This is a genomic window from Hydrogenophaga palleronii (genome assembly GCF_031457455.1).
GTDB lineage: Bacteria > Pseudomonadota > Gammaproteobacteria > Burkholderiales > Burkholderiaceae_C > Hydrogenophaga > Hydrogenophaga palleronii_A.
Genome location: NZ_JAVDWU010000010.1, coordinates 124,990 through 142,259 on the forward strand (window position 1 = coordinate 124,990; position 17,270 = coordinate 142,259).

A 17,270-nucleotide genomic window follows, 5' to 3' on the forward strand; every position below is an offset into this window, starting at 1 on the left:
CTGCGCCACCGCCATCAACAATGCCCCATGTTCCACCCCACCAGGAGACTCACATGGGCAAGAAGCTGTTGATGATTTGTGGCGATTACTGCGAAGACTACGAAACCATGGTGCCGTTTCAGGCGCTGCAGGCGGTGGGCCACACGGTGCATGCCGTGGCGCCCGACAAGAAGGCGGGCGACTTCATCCACACCGCCATCCACGACTTTGATGGCGCGCAGACCTACAGCGAAAAGCCCGGTCATCGTTTCACGCTCAACGCCACCCTTGCCGACGTGAAGCCCGAGAGCTACGACGGCCTGGTGATCCCCGGCGGACGCGGCCCCGAGTACCTGCGCATGCACGCCAGTGTGATGAAGATGGTGAAGCACTTCACCAGCAGCGGCAAGCCGGTGGCAGCTGTGTGCCATGGCGCGCAATTGCTGGCCGCCACGGGCGACATCAAGGGCCGCACCATCTCGGCCTATCCGGCCTGCCAGGTGGAGGTGGAGCTGGCGGGTGCCACCTACGCCAACATCGAGGTCGACCAGGCCGTGACCGACGGCCCCTTCGTCACCGCGCCTGCATGGCCGGCGCACCCGGCGTGGATCGCACAGTTTCTGAAACTGCTGGGCACCACCATCACACATTGAGATGTTCCACGCACACCTGAAGCCGCCGACAATGCGGCTTCGTTCGCCAATGCAGGAGCCCCACCATGTGTGAAGTCTTCATCAGTGCCGACCCCGACAGCTATGCCAGCCGCACACGCTCGGTGCGGCTGCACGGGGTAGTCACCAGTATCCGGCTGGAGAACCTGTACTGGGATGTGCTCTCTGAAATTGGCGAGCGCGATGGCATGACGGTGGTGCAGCTGATTGAAAAGCTCTATGACGAGCTGGTGGCCGCGCGCGGCGAGGTGGGCAACTTCTCGTCGTTCCTGCGAGTGAGCGCGCTGCGCTACATGGCTTTGCAGGCGCACGACCGCATTCCCATGGACAACGCGGTGCCCATCCGCTCGTTGGACGCGCGGGCCGTGCTCCATGCGCTGCCGTCACATTGGGCGCTGCCGCCGCACACCGGCACCGTGGTGCCTTTGCGACGCAAAGGCTGACCAGCCCCCATGCGTCGGCCCGCATGGGTGACACCCAGGGCTGGGCAGGGTCATGCGCGTTCGCTACAGTTGGGCGATCATCGACTTCCCCATCTGCCACGCTGAACGCCCATGACCATCTGGAAAAAACCCATTTCCGTCGAAGAACTCACCTCCCTTCACATCGACACCGCCGTGCAACACTTGGGCATCCAGTTCCTGGAGGTGGGCGACGACTTCATTCGCGCACGCGTGCCGGTGGACACACGCACCAAACAGCCTTACGGTCTGCTGCATGGCGGCGTGAGCGTGGTGCTGGCCGAAACCCTGGGTTCGTGTGGCGCAGCCTACAGCTGCCCGGAAGGCCACCGCGCGGTGGGTCTGGACATCAACGCCAACCACATCAAGGGCGCGACCAGCGGCTGGGTCACCGGCATCACGCGGCCGGTGCACATCGGCCGCACCACCCAGGTCTGGCAGATCGACATGCGCAATGACGCGGGCGAACTCACCTGTGTGTCGCGCATCACGATGGCGGTATTGGGATAACCCCCCTCGCAGAAACTGTTGACCACCCCCGCGCCGCGCCGACGGCGCGTCACCCCCTTCGAGGGGGCGATACCAGTGGCCCGGCAGAGCCGGTTCCGCGGTATCTCTGGATGGGACATTCCGCGCCGGAAGGGCATTTGCTGCTCTCCCGCACCGCCCTCGGCAGCGCATCGGGCGGTGAAGAACGCGCCTGCTATAAACCGGATTCCGCCGCTGGCGGCGCCCGTCCCGGCAGATCGGTGGCGGTTGACTTCTGGTTTTGTCGTTTAGCCTTGGGGGGGCATCACATGCATCTGTCCTTTCCTGACACACCGGCGCCGGGCCTGAAATCCCGCGTTCTCGCGCTGTGCTTCGCCTTGATCTTTGTGGTGACCGCTTGCGGCGGAAGCAGCGACAGCACCGCCAGCACGGGCACCGGCGCTGACGACGGCAGTGCATTGCCCAGTCAGTGCACGGGCTCATGCAACGCTGCAACGCCTGCGCCGCCCACCTTGTCCAGCGCAGGCGGCCACGGCAATGTCACCATGTACAGCACCAGCGCGAGCCGCGGCGGTGCCTGCGGCTATGGATCAACAAACATCCAGTCCTACGCCGCCATCAACGTCCACGTCGGGGCTGGCGATGGGCAAGGCCAATGGCAGCGTGGCAAGGTCTGCGGCCAGTGTGCGGAAGTGACCGTGCTGACCTCGCAGGGCCTCAAGCCCGTCACAGTGCGCATCGTGGACAAATGCCCGGACGGCAATTGCGGCATTGACCTGGGTGGACGCGCTCCCGACGCGGTCATGTCCGACGGATTCGGGCGTTACGCCGGGCAATGGCGCTTCGTGTCGTGCAGCGGCCACCCCGAAGTGTCCGACGGCCCACCCACATTGAACGTCAAGGACGGCAGCAACCCCTGGTGGTCGCGGGTGCGGGTGCACAACCCGACCACCGGCGTGGCCTCCATTGACTATCAGGACACCGGCAGTTCGGCCCGCGGCAGCTTCGTCTTTGACGCCACCAATGTCGAGAACGCGTACGAAGTCCCTGTCAGCGCGGTGCTGCAATCCAAGGCCACGAGCTTCCTGATCACAGTGAACTACATCGACGGCACAAAGGCGCGCGTGCAACTCACGCCGGCCCAACTGGGCGCAGCCAGTGCCAGCTATCCGCTGCAGTAGGCGTGCCTGGCGCCGATGCGTCGATGTTCCCGAAAAATGCCCCGTCGGTGATCAACGCGCCCGTTCACACCGCCCTTGAGACGAAGCCATGCCACGAAAATCACTGGTCCAGCTCCGGGTGGCCGTGTCGATCTGGATGCGCTCGTTGTCCAGCGCCGTGAGGATGAGCGTGTCCCGCACATTGAACGAATACACCGGCACACCGTCGATCGCCACCGACAGCACGCGCTTCTGGTCGTATTCAATGCCGACGGAGCGCACCCACACGCTGCGCGCCGGCAAATAGACCGCCTCGCACACCAGCACCACCTTGCCCACGTCGGGTTGTGCTTGGGCGCCCAGGGGCAGCACACCGGCGAGGGCGGCCAGCGCCCCTGTCAGCGCCTGGCACCATTCGCGGCCCGACATCACTCGGTTCCCTGCTGGGCCAGGCGCTCACTCTTCCAGTACACGTCGTCACCGCCGTTCATGCGATTGAGCACGCGTGCCAGCACGAACATCAGATCCGAAAGGCGATTCAGGTACTGGCGTGGTGTGTCCTTCAGGGCTTCTTCATTCCCCAGCGCCACCACCGCGCGTTCGGCACGCCGCGCCACGGTGCGGCACACATGGGCCTGGCTGGCCGCGCGCGTGCCCGCCGGCAAGATGAACTCCTGCAAGCGCGGCAACTGATCGTTGTAGGTGGCCAGAGCGTCGTCAAGCGCCAGTACCGCCTCAGGTTTGAGCAGCTCGAACCCGGGGATGGACAGTTCGCCGCCCAGGTTGAAGAGCTGGTGCTGGATCTCCACCAGCACGGCGCGCACATCATCGGCCATGTCCTCGCACAGCAGCACGCCAATGTGCGAGTTCAGTTCGTCCACATCGCCCATGGCATGCACACGCAGGCTGTTCTTGGAAACGCGGGTGTTGTCGCCCAGGCCAGTGGTACCGGCGTCACCGGTGCGGGTGGCAATCTGCGTCAGTCGTTTGCCCATGGATGGTTCCGGTTGGTTTGTCTCACCAGCGATTGTGCGGGAAGCCGGCGCGCGCCCTCCGAGGAGGTTCCCGTAGCGCCCTGCTGACAATTGTGAATACCTTCTGCCCGATGTACACGATGCAACAAGTGGAAAAAGCGCTGGCCTGATTCGCCCGGAGCATTCCCAATGGCAACCATTCAACCGACAGGAGACCGCATTCATGGCCCGTTCCCGCCAACGCCTTGCCGACTTCGAAGCCCGTAGCGTGCAGCTCATCGCCGCCTGCACGCTGGGACTGGCCGGCATGTCTGCCCTGCAGGCCACGCCTGCCCACCGCGCATCGGGGGCATCGACGCCCATCCAGAGCGCCGCCACGGCTTCCGTCTTGCCCGCGAACACGCGGTCAGTGCCAACGAACCCCACCACCGCTGGCTCCCGCACAGGTCGTACCTGATCAGGCACCGCCTGAAGGCCTCAACCTCCCCAGCCGTACCTGTACGGCGTAAACTGGCTGGCTGCCCCATCAGATTTCGGAGACTGCCATGAACGCCCCCACCGCCCTCAGCCATCTGGCGCCTGATGTGCACCAGCGCGCCACCCCTGACGAACTAATTGCCGAGCTGCAGCAGCGCTTTGGCGCCCAATGCTCCACCGCCCTGGTGGTGCGTGAACAGCATGGGCGCGACGAGTCGGTGTACGAAGTGCCGCCGCCTGCGGCCGTGGTGTTTGCCCAGAGCACGCAGGACGTGGCCGATGCGGTCAAGCTGGCCGCGAAGTACAAGGTACCGGTGATTCCGTTTGGCGTGGGCTCCTCGCTGGAAGGCCATTTGCTGGCCGTGCAAGGCGGCATCAGCATCGACGTGAGCCGCATGAACGAGGTGCTGGCCATCAATGCCGAAGACCTCACCGTGACGGTGCAGCCTGGTGTGACGCGCAAGGCCGTGAACGAGGCGGTGAAAAGCGAGGGGCTGTTCTTCCCGATCGACCCGGGGGCCGATGCTTCCATTGGCGGCATGACGGCCACCCGCGCCAGCGGCACCAACGCCGTGCGCTACGGCACCATGCGCGAGAACGTGCTGGCCCTGGAGGTGGTGACGGCGCAGGGCGAGGTGATCCGCACCGGCACGCGCGCCAAAAAATCCTCGGCCGGTTACGACCTCACGCGCCTGATGGTGGGCAGCGAAGGCACGTTGGGCGTGATCACCGAGGTCACGCTCAAACTCTACCCCCTGCCCGAAGCCATCTCGGCCGCCACGTGTTCGTTCCCCAGCATTGAAGCGGCTGTGCGCACCGTCATTCAGGTGATCCAGCTGGGTGTGCCGATCGCGCGCTGTGAGTTGATCGACCACAACACGGTGCGCATGGTCAACACACACAGCAAGCTGGGCCTGCGCGAAGAAAACATGCTGCTCATGGAGTTCCACGGCTCGCCCGCGAGCGTGAAGGAGCAGGCCGAAACCGTGCAGGAGATCGCCACCGATTTCGGCGGCAACGCCTTTGAATGGGCCGACACGCCCGAGGAGCGTACCCGCCTGTGGACCGCGCGGCACAACGCCTACTTTGCGGCCATCCAGAGCAAACCGGGCTGCCGCGCCATCAGCACCGACACCTGCGTGCCCATCAGCCGCCTGGCCGACTGCCTGCTCGACTCCGTGAGCGAGGCCGATGCCGCCGGCCTGCCCTACTTTCTGGTGGGCCACGTGGGCGACGGCAACTTCCACTTCGGCTACCTGATCGACCCCACCAAGCCCGAAGAACACACGCTGGCCGAAGAGCTCAACCACAAACTGGTGGCGCGCGCACTCAGCCTGGAGGGCACCTGCACCGGCGAACATGGCGTGGGCCTGCACAAGATGGACTTTCTGCTCACCGAGGCCGGCACCGGTGCGGTGAACATGATGCGCACCATCAAGCGCGCACTGGACCCGGACAACATCATGAATCCGGGCAAGATCTTCTCGCTCTGAAGGGTGGTGAGGGGGCGCTGTGCGCCGGGCATCGGCCGGCCCTGCTCCCTCGATCAGATGACATCTGTGGTGTTACCCTGTGTCAATTTGTACGGGCCCCATGTATACTTTTTGGCGTTTCTGACTACAAAAAGCTACAGGAGGTTTCATGCGCACCGCTTACATCATCTTTATTTTGGCGACGCTTTCGCTGGCCGGCTGTGCCACGCAAAAGCAGACACCCGAAGAACAGACCGCCCCGCGTCAGGACACGGTGCGCATCTGCGACAGCAGCGGCTGCTCTGACCGCTCGCGCGACTCCGCCACGTTCCAGGGCACGCCGGTGGACCCTGAAGCCGAGCGCCGCCTGCAGGCGCTGACCGATCTGGCCGAGAACAACCCCAAAGCCGCCTACGACCTGGGCCTGCGCCTGCTTCGCGGCGATGGTGTCGAACGCAACTCCTACCAGGCCATGCAGTGGATGCGCAAAGCGGGTGACGGTGGTCACACGGAAGCCCAGTTTGCCCTGGGCCGGCTCTACCTCATGGGCTTCGAAGAAATGGGCTCCGACCCTCAAGAAGCCGAAGCGTGGCTGACCCGCGCCGCCGCCAACGGCCACAAAGGCGCCAGGGCGCTGTTGCCCGATGCGCAGGCCGCCAAGAAGGATGAACAAGCCGCCTTCCGCGTTCGCGAAGCCCACCGCAAGTCGTGGGGTGCCTGGTACAGCGGTTACCCGTATTACTGGGTCTGGGGCTCACGCGGCTGGTACCTGCGCTGAGCGTCCTCCATCTGCTGTCGTTTTGCCACAGACAGCCTTTTTCCTTGTTCGCCCGATTCGATTTCTCACCAAGCAACTGAAGGCAAGTTCATGTCCAAACTCCATACCTCTTTCCGCTGGGCTGCATTGACAGCCTCTCTGGCACTGGCCGGCTGTGTGACGCCGGGCGGCGGCCACGTCAGCACCGGCGGTGGCGGCGCAGCGACCGCAACCACCGGAGCAGCCGGCGGCGCCACCAGCGTGAACGCGAACTCCAACCTGCAGCGCTGTGACGCACCGCTGGGCACGCTGGCCGTGGATGACGGCCGCGGCAAAGAGTGGTACGGCAGCTTCGGCCGTGAGACCCAGGTCACCACCATCGAACCGCTGATCCGCCTGGCTGTGCAACAGTCGAACTGTTTCGTGATCACTGCCGTGGGCAACGCACGGACCGACAGCCGCCTCACCGCCATCACCGACCGTCAGCGCAACTCCGGTGAGTTCCGCGCTGGCTCCAATCAGCAAAAAGGCCAGCGCGTGGCGGCCGACTACTACCTGGAACCCGCCGTCATCATTGACAACGAGTCCACCGGTCAACTGGCCGGCGCCCTGGGTGGCTTGCTGGGTGGTCGCAACCGCAACCTCGGCGTCATCGCCGGTGGTCTGGAAAGCAAGGCATCGGTCGTGACCATGACGCTGCTGGACATCCGCTCGGGCGTGCAGATCGCCATCTCTGAAGGCAATGCCACCGCCACCAACTACGGCGCGGCACTCGGCGCCTTTGGCCCGAGCGCCGGCGGCGCACTGAGTGGTTTTTCGCGCACCCCTGCGGGCAAGGCCACCGTGGCGGCTTTCACCGACGCCTACAACAGCATGGTGATCTCGCTGCGCAATTACAAGGCACAGGAAGTCAAGGGCGGCCTGGGCCGGGGTGGTCAGCTGAAGGTCGGGCAGTAAGGAACTCCCCCTGCGCCGCTGACGCGGCTTCCCCCCTCTCTTGCGCCTTCGGCTTGGAGGGGGGACGATGCCCTAGGGCCGGCGAAGCCGGACCCTCGGCATCTGCTGGAAGCTGGCGTGGCGTCGCTTCAGAATGCAAAAAGGCCTCTCTCGAGAGGCCTTTTTTATGGGGCAGTGCCATTTGAAATCGAACTGCCTTCACCAGAGGGCAGCGGAAGTGCAGAAGCCCCTTCGGCGCGAAATGCCTTCATTCCAAGGGCAGCGCGGGACGGCTCCGCCGGCCCAAGATGCCGTCCCCCCTCGAAGCGCCGAAGGCGCGCGACGGAGGGGGGAAGCTGCGTCAGCAGCGCAGGGGGGAGTTCCTGAGCTTCTCGATCAGGCCATTGAGCTCATCGAGCGATCCGAACTGGATCGCCAGCTCGCCCATTTCTTCCACGCGGCCGTGGCGCTTGACGCGTTTTTTCACGCGCACCTCCACGTCGGCGGTCAGCAAGTCTGACAGCTCTTCTTCGACGCGCTTGATGTCGCGTGACTTGTCTTTCTTGAGCTTCTGCGGTGCCAGCGCGAATTCGGCGCCGAGCTTCTTGACCAGGCTTTCTGCCTCGCGCACCGACATTTTCCTGGCTGCGATCTGGTTGCCCGCCGTGATCTGGGAGGCTTTGTCCAGCGCGAGCAGCGCGCGGGCGTGGCCCATGTCGAGGTCGCCGGCCATGAGCATGGTCTGCACGGGCTCGGCCAGCTGCAGCAGGCGCAGCAGGTTGCTCGCGGCGCTGCGCGAGCGGCCCACCGCCTGAGCCGCTTGTTCGTGAGTGAGTCCAAACTCCTTCACCAAGCGTTGTAAACCCTGGGCTTCTTCCAGCGGATTCAGATCCTCACGCTGGATGTTCTCGATCAAGGCCATGGCGGCTGCGGCCTCGTCGGGCACATCGCGTACCAGCACCGGCACGCTGTCCAGCCCGGCCAGGCGCGAAGCGCGGAAGCGCCGTTCGCCCGCGATGATCTCGTACTTGCCGGCGTTGGCACCGTTGATCAGCTTGCGCACCAGGATGGGCTGCATGATGCCCTGGGCCTTGATGGACTCGGCCAGTTCGTAGAGCGCGCCCTCATCCATGCGGGTGCGCGGCTGGTACACGCCTGGGACCAGCTCGGTCAACGCCAGCGTGGTGGGTGTGGCATTGCGCTCATTTTCCTGCGCGTCGGGCGATGCGGCTTCCGCCACTTTGGGGCCCAGCAGGGCTTCGAGGCCGCGGCCCAGGCCTTTGGGTTTCTTGGTGACCATGTTCTATACGGTTAAATTTGGGGTTGCAGACACCACGACTGATGGGCGGGCTATCGATCGATGATCACGAGGGTGCCATGGCTGCCGGCCGCCACCGCATGAGGCACACCCGCTGGCACGATGAACACCTCGCCGGCCGACACTTCAACCTGTTTCCCCTGAATACACAAATTCATCTGACCATCCAGCACCAGCAGGGCTTCGTCAAAGTCATGCGACTCGTTCGGGTAGGTGGTCGCGTCCATGCGCAGCACCTTGATGTTCGCACCCGCAGCTTGGCCCACCAGCGAAGACCGCCAAGCGGCAGGCAATGCATGCGATGCCTCGATCAGGTTGACTATTGAAACCTCCTCGTTCATGGCCAAGCACTTTCAGTCAAGAGGCGCATGAGCATAACGTGCCCTTCCGGCCAGTCACCCACTGCGGATTCGGTATTGATGTGACCCCGCTCACCGTGGTCGACGAAGCGCGAACCCCAGCTTTCGGCCAGGCCTCTGGCCTTGGCGAAGTCGCAATACGGATCGTTGCGGCTACCCACCAGCACCGCAGGGAACGGCAGGCGCTGGCGCACGATGGGGGACCAGCCGGGCAGATGGGCGCGCAGTTCTTCGCGCTCCGGGTCGCCTGGCGCCACCAGCAGCGCGCCTTGTACGCGGCCAGTGCTGCGCGACGCTGCAGCCCAGGCTGCGGTGAGGATGCAACCCAGACTGTGCGCGACCAGCACCACCGGGCCATCACACCCCAGGATCACGTCTTCAAGCCGCGCGATCCAGTCACCGCGCTTGGGTGTCATCCAGTCGTGCTGGTCGACGCGCCGGTAGCCGTACAAGGCTTCCCATCGGCTCTGCCAGTGGTCCGGGTCGCTGTTCTGCCAGCCCGGGAGAATCAAGATGTTTTGAGGTTTCACGTGAAACACCCTGCCCTCACATTTTCTGAATACGCTCGACCATTTCGCCGGCAAAACCGATGAATGCCTGGCTTCCGCGCGCTGCGGGGTCGAACACCACGCCGGGGAGCCCATAACTGGGCGCCTCGGCCAGGCGCACGTTGCGGGGGATCACGGTGTCAAACACCTTTTCGCCAAAGTGCGCCTTGAGCTGATCGCTCACCTGCGATTGCAGGGTGATGCGAGGGTCGTACATCACACGCAGCAGCCCAATGATCTGCAGATCCTTGTTGAGGTTGGCGTGCACCTGCTTGATGGTGTTGACCAGATCGGTCAGACCTTCGAGCGCGAAGTATTCGCACTGCATGGGCACGATCACGCCGTGAGCCGAACACAGGCCATTGAGGGTGAGCATGCTCAGACTGGGCGGGCAGTCGATCAGCACGAAGTCGTACTCGCCATCCACCGCCGCCAGCGCCTGCTTGAGTCGGCGCTCGCGTCGCTCCACATCCACCAGCTCCACCTCGGCACCCGCCAGCTCGCGGTTGGCGCCCAGCACGTGGTAGCCACACTTCTCTGAATAGGTGGCCGCCTCGGTCACACTGGCCGACTCCAGCAGCACGTCGTACACGGACAGCGCCATGCTGCGTTTGTCCACCCCCGAGCCCATGGTGGCGTTGCCCTGCGGGTCCAGATCCACCATGAGCACGCGCTGACCGATCTTGGCCAGACCGGCAGCGAGATTCACCGTCGTGGTGGTTTTTCCCACCCCACCCTTTTGGTTGGCGACACAAAAAATCTTGGCCATCAGACTTTCCCCCCTGAGCCAGAACGGCGAGCGTGCGCGCCCGGGTAGGAAGCAGAAGGACCTCTCGTGTACAAGGGCAGCGTCCTCATTTTGAAATGGCCAGCTTGATGCCGAAACCGATCAGAAAGACGCCCGCAAGCTTCTCCAGGGTGCGGCCGATCACCGGCTTGGCTCTCATGCGCTCGGCCAAGAGGTGGGTGAGCAGCACGGCGGTCAGGCCGTAGAGGAAGGTCAGCACGGCCACGGTAGCCGCCATGGCGCCAAAGGTGATCAGGCCCTGGTGCTTCGCCGGGTCCACAAACAGCGGGAAGAAGGCCATGTAGAACACGATGGCCTTGGGATTGAGCAAGGTGATGGTCAAGCCCTGCTGGAAGTACTGGCGCGGGCGTATGTTGAGCACAGGCGCGTCGCCAGGTTTGGCCGTCAGCATCTTGAAGCCAAGCCAGGCGAGGTAAGCGGCACCCAACCACTGCACGGCGCTGAACGCTGCGGGATAGGAGCTCAGCAACGCAGCCACGCCCGCCACCGCCATCCACATCAACACCTGATCGCCTGCTATGACGCCAAGGGTTGCCGCCAGGCCTCCGCGCACGCCCCCCTTGCCCGTGGAGGTGATGAGGGCCAGATTGCCCGGGCCGGGAATGGCCAGAAACACGACGATGGCGACGACAAACGCGCCGTAATCCGCAATGCCCAACATGGTGTGACCCTCTCAAATGAAGGGTTGAGTTTACGTGAAGGGTGTGCGAGGGCGCCGGCTGTGACCGTCAGGCCACAGCGTGGGTGGCCGGCCGCATCCAGACAATGCAGCGTTCGGCCTCTAGGCCGGGCACCCGAAGCTGTTCCACGTGAAACACCTCAACGCCTGGGGCCTCGGCAGCCAGGGTCGCGAGCTCTTCCTTCGGATGTTTGCCCTTCATGGCCATCCACACCGCCCCGGGGTAAAGACTGCCCCGCGACCAGTTCACGAAATCGACCAGTGATGCGAAGGCACGCGAGCACACCACATCAAAGCCCTGCCCTGACAAGGCGTTCAGACTCTCCACCCGGGCATGCAGGCCTCGGAGATTGGGCAGCTTCAAGGTGGCGGCGACCTGCTGGATGAAGGCCGCCTTCTTGGCCACGGTGTCAACGCAGGTCACGTTGATCCAGGGGCAGGCCACGGCAATCACCACCCCTGGCAAACCGCCGCCCGAACCCACATCAAGCAGCTGGACCGTGCGCTCTCCCACCTGCCGCACCAGCGGCTCGATCGCTGCCAGACTGTCGAGCAGGTGGTGCGTCATCATCTCTGCCGGATCACGCACCGCCGTGAGGTTGTAGACCTTGTTCCACTTCTGCAGCAGATCGAGATAAGTCATCAAGGCATCGATCTGGGGGTCGCTCATACGAAGCCCCAGTTCCTGCAACCCACCCACCAACACTTCCCGGCCAGCGCCGGCCACCCCCATGTCCTGACTCATGCCGACCCCTCGGCCTCGATCGCCACCGTGGCAAACCCCTTGAAGCCGCCCTTCTTCAGGTGGATCATCAGCAGCGAAATGCTGGCCGGTGTGATTCCGGAGATGCGCGAAGCCTGTCCCAGAGTTTCAGGGCGATGCTGAGCCAGCTTCTGCCGAGCTTCAAATGACAAGGCCTTGACCTGCAGATAGTCCAGATCCGCGGGCAGCTTCAACCCTTCGTAGTGCGACGCGCGCTCCACTTCGCTCTTCTGCCGGTCGATGTAGCCGGCGTACTTGGCGGCAATCTCCACCTGCTCCACCACCGGCTCCAGCAAGTCGCCCAGCGTTTCACGTGAAACATCCGGCGCCACATACCTACCATCGTCAAACCCGACCAAAGCAGCGTACGGCACGCCCGGTCTGCGCAACAGGTCGAACAGGTTGTGTTCGTGTTCGATGGCCTTGCCCAGCACCCGCTCAGACTCGGCCGCCGGAAGGTTGCGGGGGTTCACCCAGGTGGTTTTCAGGCGTTCAGTTTCCTTCGCCACCGCATCGCGCTTGCGGCTGAAGGCATCCCATCGGGCGTCGTCCACCAGCCCCAGCCTCCGGCCCGCCTCCGTCAGGCGCATGTCGGCATTGTCCTCACGCAACTGCAACCGGAACTCGGCCCGGCTGGTGAACATGCGGTAGGGCTCGGTCACGCCCTGGGTCACGAGGTCATCCACCAGCACCCCCAGGTAAGCCTCGTCACGGCGGGGCAACCAGGGAGCCTCGCCCTTCACTTGCAGCGCGGCATTGAGCCCAGCGAACAGACCCTGCGCTGCGGCCTCTTCATAACCGGTGGTGCCGTTGATCTGGCCAGCAAAGAACAGGCCCTGGATCTGCTTCGTCTCGAAGCTGCTCTTGAGCGAGCGCGGGTCAAAATAGTCGTATTCGATGGCGTAGCCCGGCCGCAGGATGTGTGCATTCTCCAAACCTGCCATGCTGCGCACCAGGGCGTACTGGATGTCAAACGGCAAGCTGGTGGAAATCCCGTTGGGGTAGACCTCGTGCGTGGTCAGCCCTTCGGGCTCCAGGAAGATCTGGTGGCTGTCCTTGTCGGCGAAGCGGTTGATCTTGTCTTCCACGCTGGGGCAATAGCGCGGGCCCACGCCCTCGATCTTGCCGGTGAACATGGGGCTGCGGTCAAACCCGGAGCGGATGATGTCGTGCGTGCGCTCATTGGTGTGCGTGATCCAGCAAGGCACCTGCTGCGGGTGCATGGCCGTGTTGCCCATGAAGCTGAACACGGGCACCGGGCGCTCGGCGTTCATGCCGCCGGGCACGCCGTCGCCGGGCTGCTCCTGGCACTTGCTGTAGTCGATGCTGCGCCCATCCAGGCGCGGCGGGGTGCCCGTCTTCAACCGTGCCTGCGGCAGCTTCAACTCCTTCAGCCGTGCCGACAGACTCACCGCCGGCGGGTCGCCTGCCCGGCCTGCGCTGTAGTTGTTCAACCCTACGTGGATTTTTCCGTCAAGAAAAGTGCCCGCCGTCAACACCACCGTGCGGCTGCGGAAGCGGATGCCCACCTGCGTAACGGCGCCCACCACCCGGTCGCCGTCCACCATCAGGTCGTCCACCGCCTGCTGGAACAGCCACAGATTCGGCTGGTTCTCCAGAATGCGGCGGATGGCGGCCTTGTACAGAATGCGGTCGGCCTGAGCGCGGGTGGCACGCACGGCCGGGCCCTTGCTGCTGTTGAGAATGCGGAACTGGATGCCACCCTCGTCCGTGGCCAGCGCCATCGCGCCGCCCAGTGCGTCCACCTCTTTCACCAGATGGCCCTTGCCAATGCCGCCGATGCTGGGATTGCAGCTCATCTGGCCCAGGGTTTCGATGTTGTGCGTGAGCAGCAGCGTGGTGCAGCCCATGCGCGCAGCGGCCAGCGCGGCCTCCGTGCCGGCGTGGCCGCCGCCAACAACGATGACGTCAAATTCTTGTGGGTACAACATGGCTGGTGCTCCAGGGCGCCGCTCGCAGCGGCGGCCCGCAATGCAAAAAGGGCAGTGTTTCACGTGAAACCACCGCAACCCACCGCGAGAGGCAGGCAACCTGCAATTGTCCCACCATCCTCCCGGGCGTGCACTGCCTGCGAGATGTGAAGGGTCACGGGTCCCCAGACAACGCAGGAAACCTGCGATCCGTCGGTGCCAGAATCAAGGCATGAGCACCTCCATCCCCCTCCTCGTCTTCGCGGGCAGCACCCGCGCCCAATCCTGGAACCGCCGCCTCGCCGGTGCGGTCACGCAAATGGCCACGGCCGAAGGCGCACAGGTGACCCGCCTGGAACTGGCCGACTTTGACGTGCCCCTGTACAACGCCGACCTGGAAGCCAAGGGGACGCCGCGCGATGTGGTTCGGCTCAAGGAGATCTTTCATGCCCATCCCGCCTGGATCATCTGCTCGCCCGAATACAACGGCAGCTACACCGCCCTGCTGAAAAACACCATCGACTGGGTCTCCAGCCCCATCAAGGGCGACCCGAACTGGTCGAGCGGCACCAAGCCTTTTGAGGGCAAGGTGGTGGGCCTGCTGGCCACCTCACCCGGGGCGCTGGGCGGCGTGCGCAGCCTCAGCCACCTGAACCCGCTCCTGCTGAACCTGCAGTGCTGGGTGGCCCCGCGCCAATACGCCATGCCCCGCGCAGGCGAAGCTTTTGACCCGGACGGCGCGCTGGCCACCGAGGCCCACCGCAACGCGGTGCATGGCGTGATCCAGCAGGTCTTGTGGGCGACGCAACGCTTTCAGGACTGAGACGATTGGAATGCCGCCCGGGCTGCGCAGCCTGCTGCATCGCGCCTTCCATCTCCAGCCCCCTGCCCGGTCTGCCAGACGGCAAACCGGCGGGCATGCCCTGCCCGCATCTGGACGAATCATTGAGCTGCCGCCTCTTCGGCCTGCCGGAACGGCCGGCCGTATGCGCCTCTTTGCCGCCCAGCCGCGAGATGTGCGGCCACGACCGCACCCATGCCCTGCGTTTTTTGAAGCAGCTGGAGTTGGCTACACAACCTTCTCGGGTCGAATGAACTCAAGTACCGTGTGCGCAGCAGCGGCCTCCAGCGCATCGGGCAGGAGGTGCCCCATGTCCAGCACCTGCAGGCGCGCACCGGGAATGAGCCGGGCCAGCGCCTCGCCATGGGCCAGCGGCAAGCAGGGGTCGTGTGCCCCGTGTAGCACCAGGGTGGGTATACGCAGGTTCGGCAACCATGCGGTGCGCGGCGGCGACAGGCTGACGGCCTGCGCATGACGCAACGCGGCGGCTGGCCGATGCCCGTTGGCCAGGGCCTGGCGCATCTGTGCCTGAAGCCGCTCGCGCGGGAAAGGCCAGGAACCGCCATGGAAAAGCGCCCAGCCTTCAACGGCACTTGCTTCCGCCGATTGCTGGCCGGCCTGGGCAGACAAGGCCCACAAGCGCTCGACAAACCCCGGCGCCGGCCCGGGCAATTCACTCTCAGACGCCGGGCGCCCCATCACACCCGCCATGTAGGGTCGGTGGTCGGCCGTGCTGCCCAGCAGCACAAGATGACTCACCCGCTGCGGCACATCGCGCGCCATCTGCTGGGCAATGTACCCACCCATCGACCAGCCCACTACCGCCACGCGCGGCAGGCCCCAGGCGTCGAGCACATGCAGGGCATCACGGGTCAACTCGTCCAGCGTGTAAGGCGGCTGGGCCGTGTCACTGACAAACGAACGCCCCGTGTCCCGATGGTCATACCGCACCACCCGGCAACCACCCTCCACCAACGCCCGCACAAACCCCGGCGGCCAAACCAGCCCCGGGTTCATCGCCCCCATGATCAGCAACACCGGCAAGCCATCAACAGGGCCAGCAGCCTCGCTCCAAAGCGCGTCCTCACCCGGTACGTTCACGGTGCGGATTTCCCAGGTCAAGGGATCGATGTGGTCGGTCATGAATGCGTTTGTACCAGCACCATGCAAAAAGCCCGCACGGGGCGGGCCTGATGGGGGAAAGGATCATCCTATGGCTGCGGCATCTTCATAAAACAGAAGCCACCTCTTTCCAGGAGCCCCTCACCCCAGAGGGGCGAGGGAGAAAAGACACCCTCCTGAGCGAAGTGCCTCGATCCAGAGGCAGCAAGGGTCCGGCTCCGCCGGCCCAAGATGCCGTCCCCCCTCGAAGCGCCGAAGGCGCGCTACGGAGGGGGGAAGCCGCATCAGCGGCGCAGGGGGATGCTCCGAATGAAGCGCAGGGGGGAGATCACTGCTTCACGGCTTCGACCTGCAAAACCAAGCGAACGTTCTTCGGGAAACCCCAGTCCACACCGTAGTTCACGCCAAAGGCGGTGCGGTCAATGGTGGTCTCGAAATCGCCGCCGCACACTTCACGCTTGAGCATGGGGCTGTCATAGCAGTTGAAGGCGTTGGCCTTCAGGGTCACTGGCTGCGTCTTGCCCAAAAGGGTGAGCTGACCGCTGACTTCGCTGACCTTGTCGCCGTTGAAACTGAACTTGTCGGACACAAAACGCGCCTTGGGATGCGCAGCGGCATTGAGGATGTCGGCACTGGTCATGTGCTTGTCGAACGCGGCGGTGCCGGTGTTCACCGAAGCCACGTCGAAGCTGATGTCGACCTTGCCGGTCTTGGCTGCGCGGTCGAACTGCACCGTGCCTTCCTTCTTGTCAAAACGGCCGCGGTTCACGCTGGCGCCGAAGTGGCCAATTTCAAAGGTGGCAAAGGTGTGGGTGGGATCGATGGCGTAGTCAGCGGCGAAGGCACCGGTGGACAGGGTGGCGGCCGCAGCCAGCAAGGTCAGGGATTTGCGCATGAAAAAGAACTCCTGGGTTGGGGTTGTATTGAGAAACACGGAAAAAAAAAGATCAAAGCTTGGGCATGCCGGTCAGCGCCAGCTTGAACTTCACTTGCACCTCATCAGCCACCATCGAGGTGTCTGCCCACTCCTTCTCGCCAATGCGGAAGGTCAGGCGTTTGATCGGGAACGCACCCGAAGCGGTGGTGGTGGCGCCGTTCTGTGCCAGCGTGACCGGCACAACGACGTCGCTGCTCACGCCCTTGATGGACAGCTTGCCGGCGACTTCGTATTTCGTGGCGTCGATGCGCTTGATGCTGCTGGAGGTGAAGGTGGCCTTGGGGAAGGCGGCGACATTGAACCAGGTGTCCTTGGGCAGCTCGGCGTTGGCTTCGCGGCTGATGTCGGCACTGCCGGTGTCCACCGTGAAGACGATGCTGCTGGTGGCCAGCTTGGCCGGGTCGAAGGCGACCTGGGCATTGAAAGTCTTGAACTTGCCTTCCACCGGCACGCCCATCTGGCGACTCACGAACTGGATCTCGCTCTGGGCGGGCACCAGCTGCTGCTGGGCCTGGGCGGCCAGCGGCAACAGGCTGGCAGCGGCCAGGGAGGCAATGAACAGGGCACGGATGGGCAAACGCATGGATG

The 17,270-nt window shown here is 64.3% G+C and carries 22 protein-coding genes; 10 read left to right on the forward strand and 12 right to left on the reverse strand.

Annotated features, from left to right (window positions below):
- Window positions 1-53: 53 nt before the first annotated feature.
- The 4 genes from J2W49_RS20590 (at window position 54) to J2W49_RS20605 (ending at window position 2,781) form a co-directional block, all read left to right on the forward strand.
- Window positions 54-632 (forward strand): DJ-1/PfpI family protein, encoded by a 579-nt coding sequence (locus J2W49_RS20590; RefSeq protein WP_310320650.1) that lies wholly within the window; start codon window positions 54-56, stop codon window positions 630-632.
- Between the two features lie 65 nt (window positions 633-697).
- A complete protein-coding gene (locus J2W49_RS20595) occupies window positions 698-1,093 on the forward strand; it encodes a ribbon-helix-helix domain-containing protein (protein ID WP_310320652.1) in 396 nt (131 codons plus the stop codon).
- 111 nt (window positions 1,094-1,204) lie between these two features.
- Complete coding sequence (locus J2W49_RS20600) at window positions 1,205-1,621, forward strand: hotdog fold thioesterase (protein ID WP_310320654.1); 417 nt, start codon at window positions 1,205-1,207, stop codon at window positions 1,619-1,621.
- Window positions 1,622-1,908: 287 nt separating this feature from the next.
- Entirely contained in the window at window positions 1,909-2,781 is an 873-nt protein-coding gene (locus J2W49_RS20605; RefSeq protein ID WP_310320656.1) for an expansin-like protein, read from the forward strand.
- Between the two features lie 51 nt (window positions 2,782-2,832).
- Here J2W49_RS20605 and J2W49_RS20610 read toward each other — a convergent pair whose 3' ends face one another.
- Together J2W49_RS20610 and J2W49_RS20615 are read right to left on the reverse strand one after the other, a co-directional pair.
- Complete coding sequence (locus J2W49_RS20610) at window positions 2,833-3,189, reverse strand: hypothetical protein (RefSeq protein ID WP_310320658.1); 357 nt, start codon at window positions 3,187-3,189, stop codon at window positions 2,833-2,835.
- A complete protein-coding gene (locus J2W49_RS20615) occupies window positions 3,189-3,755 on the reverse strand; it encodes a cob(I)yrinic acid a,c-diamide adenosyltransferase (protein WP_310320661.1) in 567 nt (188 codons plus the stop codon). The genes J2W49_RS20610 and J2W49_RS20615 overlap by 1 nt, the downstream gene beginning before the upstream one ends.
- A gap of 202 nt (window positions 3,756-3,957) precedes the next feature.
- On the opposite strand from J2W49_RS20615, the gene J2W49_RS20620 reads away from it, so the two are divergent.
- The 4 genes from J2W49_RS20620 (at window position 3,958) to J2W49_RS20635 (ending at window position 7,397) form a co-directional block, all read left to right on the forward strand.
- The gene (locus tag J2W49_RS20620) at window positions 3,958-4,191 is read left to right on the forward strand and encodes a hypothetical protein (protein ID WP_310320663.1); all 234 of its coding nucleotides are present in this window, start codon (window positions 3,958-3,960) and stop codon (window positions 4,189-4,191) included.
- A gap of 88 nt (window positions 4,192-4,279) precedes the next feature.
- Complete coding sequence (locus tag J2W49_RS20625) at window positions 4,280-5,704, forward strand: FAD-binding oxidoreductase (RefSeq protein ID WP_310320665.1); 1,425 nt, start codon at window positions 4,280-4,282, stop codon at window positions 5,702-5,704.
- Window positions 5,705-5,852: 148 nt separating this feature from the next.
- Window positions 5,853-6,461 carry a tetratricopeptide repeat protein gene (locus J2W49_RS20630; RefSeq protein WP_310320667.1) on the forward strand — a complete coding sequence of 203 codons (609 nt, stop codon included), beginning with the start codon at window positions 5,853-5,855 and terminating at the stop codon, window positions 6,459-6,461.
- A 90-nt stretch (window positions 6,462-6,551) separates the two neighbouring features.
- Window positions 6,552-7,397, forward strand: a complete 846-nt coding sequence (locus J2W49_RS20635) for a hypothetical protein (protein WP_310320669.1) — start codon at window positions 6,552-6,554, stop codon at window positions 7,395-7,397.
- 340 nt (window positions 7,398-7,737) lie between these two features.
- Here the strand turns inward: J2W49_RS20635 and J2W49_RS20640 are convergent, their stop codons facing one another.
- The 7 genes from J2W49_RS20640 to mnmG all read right to left on the reverse strand — a co-directional run bounded on the left by J2W49_RS20640 (window position 7,738) and on the right by mnmG (window position 13,803).
- Window positions 7,738-8,676, reverse strand: coding sequence for a ParB/RepB/Spo0J family partition protein (locus J2W49_RS20640; protein WP_310320672.1), 939 nt, complete (start codon window positions 8,674-8,676; stop codon window positions 7,738-7,740).
- A 50-nt stretch (window positions 8,677-8,726) separates the two neighbouring features.
- Complete coding sequence (locus tag J2W49_RS20645) at window positions 8,727-9,035, reverse strand: cupin domain-containing protein (protein ID WP_310320674.1); 309 nt, start codon at window positions 9,033-9,035, stop codon at window positions 8,727-8,729.
- Window positions 9,032-9,583, reverse strand: coding sequence for an RBBP9/YdeN family alpha/beta hydrolase (locus J2W49_RS20650; RefSeq protein ID WP_310320676.1), 552 nt, complete (start codon window positions 9,581-9,583; stop codon window positions 9,032-9,034). The genes J2W49_RS20645 and J2W49_RS20650 overlap by 4 nt, the downstream gene beginning before the upstream one ends.
- A gap of 16 nt (window positions 9,584-9,599) precedes the next feature.
- On the reverse strand, window positions 9,600-10,370 hold the full coding sequence (locus tag J2W49_RS20655; protein ID WP_310320678.1) for a ParA family protein: 771 nt from the start codon (window positions 10,368-10,370) through the stop codon (window positions 9,600-9,602).
- 85 nt (window positions 10,371-10,455) lie between these two features.
- Entirely contained in the window at window positions 10,456-11,070 is a 615-nt protein-coding gene (locus J2W49_RS20660; RefSeq protein ID WP_310320680.1) for a LysE family transporter, read from the reverse strand.
- A gap of 67 nt (window positions 11,071-11,137) precedes the next feature.
- The gene (gene rsmG / locus J2W49_RS20665; RefSeq protein WP_310320683.1) at window positions 11,138-11,833 is read right to left on the reverse strand and encodes a 16S rRNA (guanine(527)-N(7))-methyltransferase RsmG; all 696 of its coding nucleotides are present in this window, start codon (window positions 11,831-11,833) and stop codon (window positions 11,138-11,140) included.
- On the reverse strand, window positions 11,830-13,803 hold the full coding sequence (mnmG, locus tag J2W49_RS20670) for a tRNA uridine-5-carboxymethylaminomethyl(34) synthesis enzyme MnmG (protein WP_310320685.1): 1,974 nt from the start codon (window positions 13,801-13,803) through the stop codon (window positions 11,830-11,832). The genes rsmG and mnmG overlap by 4 nt, the downstream gene beginning before the upstream one ends.
- Window positions 13,804-14,014: 211 nt before the next feature.
- On the opposite strand from mnmG, the gene J2W49_RS20675 reads away from it, so the two are divergent.
- A complete protein-coding gene (locus J2W49_RS20675) occupies window positions 14,015-14,605 on the forward strand; it encodes an NADPH-dependent FMN reductase (RefSeq protein WP_310320687.1) in 591 nt (196 codons plus the stop codon).
- A 5-nt stretch (window positions 14,606-14,610) separates the two neighbouring features.
- A complete protein-coding gene (locus J2W49_RS20680) occupies window positions 14,611-14,877 on the forward strand; it encodes a YkgJ family cysteine cluster protein (protein ID WP_310320689.1) in 267 nt (88 codons plus the stop codon).
- Here the strand turns inward: J2W49_RS20680 and J2W49_RS20685 are convergent.
- From J2W49_RS20685 to J2W49_RS20695, 3 genes are all read right to left on the reverse strand, one after another.
- Complete coding sequence (locus tag J2W49_RS20685; RefSeq protein WP_310320692.1) at window positions 14,852-15,766, reverse strand: alpha/beta fold hydrolase; 915 nt, start codon at window positions 15,764-15,766, stop codon at window positions 14,852-14,854. The two genes, J2W49_RS20680 and J2W49_RS20685, sit on opposite strands and share 26 nt — an antisense overlap.
- Before the next feature lie 307 nt (window positions 15,767-16,073).
- A complete protein-coding gene (locus tag J2W49_RS20690; RefSeq protein WP_310320694.1) occupies window positions 16,074-16,640 on the reverse strand; it encodes a YceI family protein in 567 nt (188 codons plus the stop codon).
- Window positions 16,641-16,692: 52 nt separating this feature from the next.
- Window positions 16,693-17,265 (reverse strand): YceI family protein, encoded by a 573-nt coding sequence (locus tag J2W49_RS20695; protein WP_310320696.1) that lies wholly within the window; start codon window positions 17,263-17,265, stop codon window positions 16,693-16,695.
- Between the last annotated feature and the right edge of the window lie 5 nt (window positions 17,266-17,270).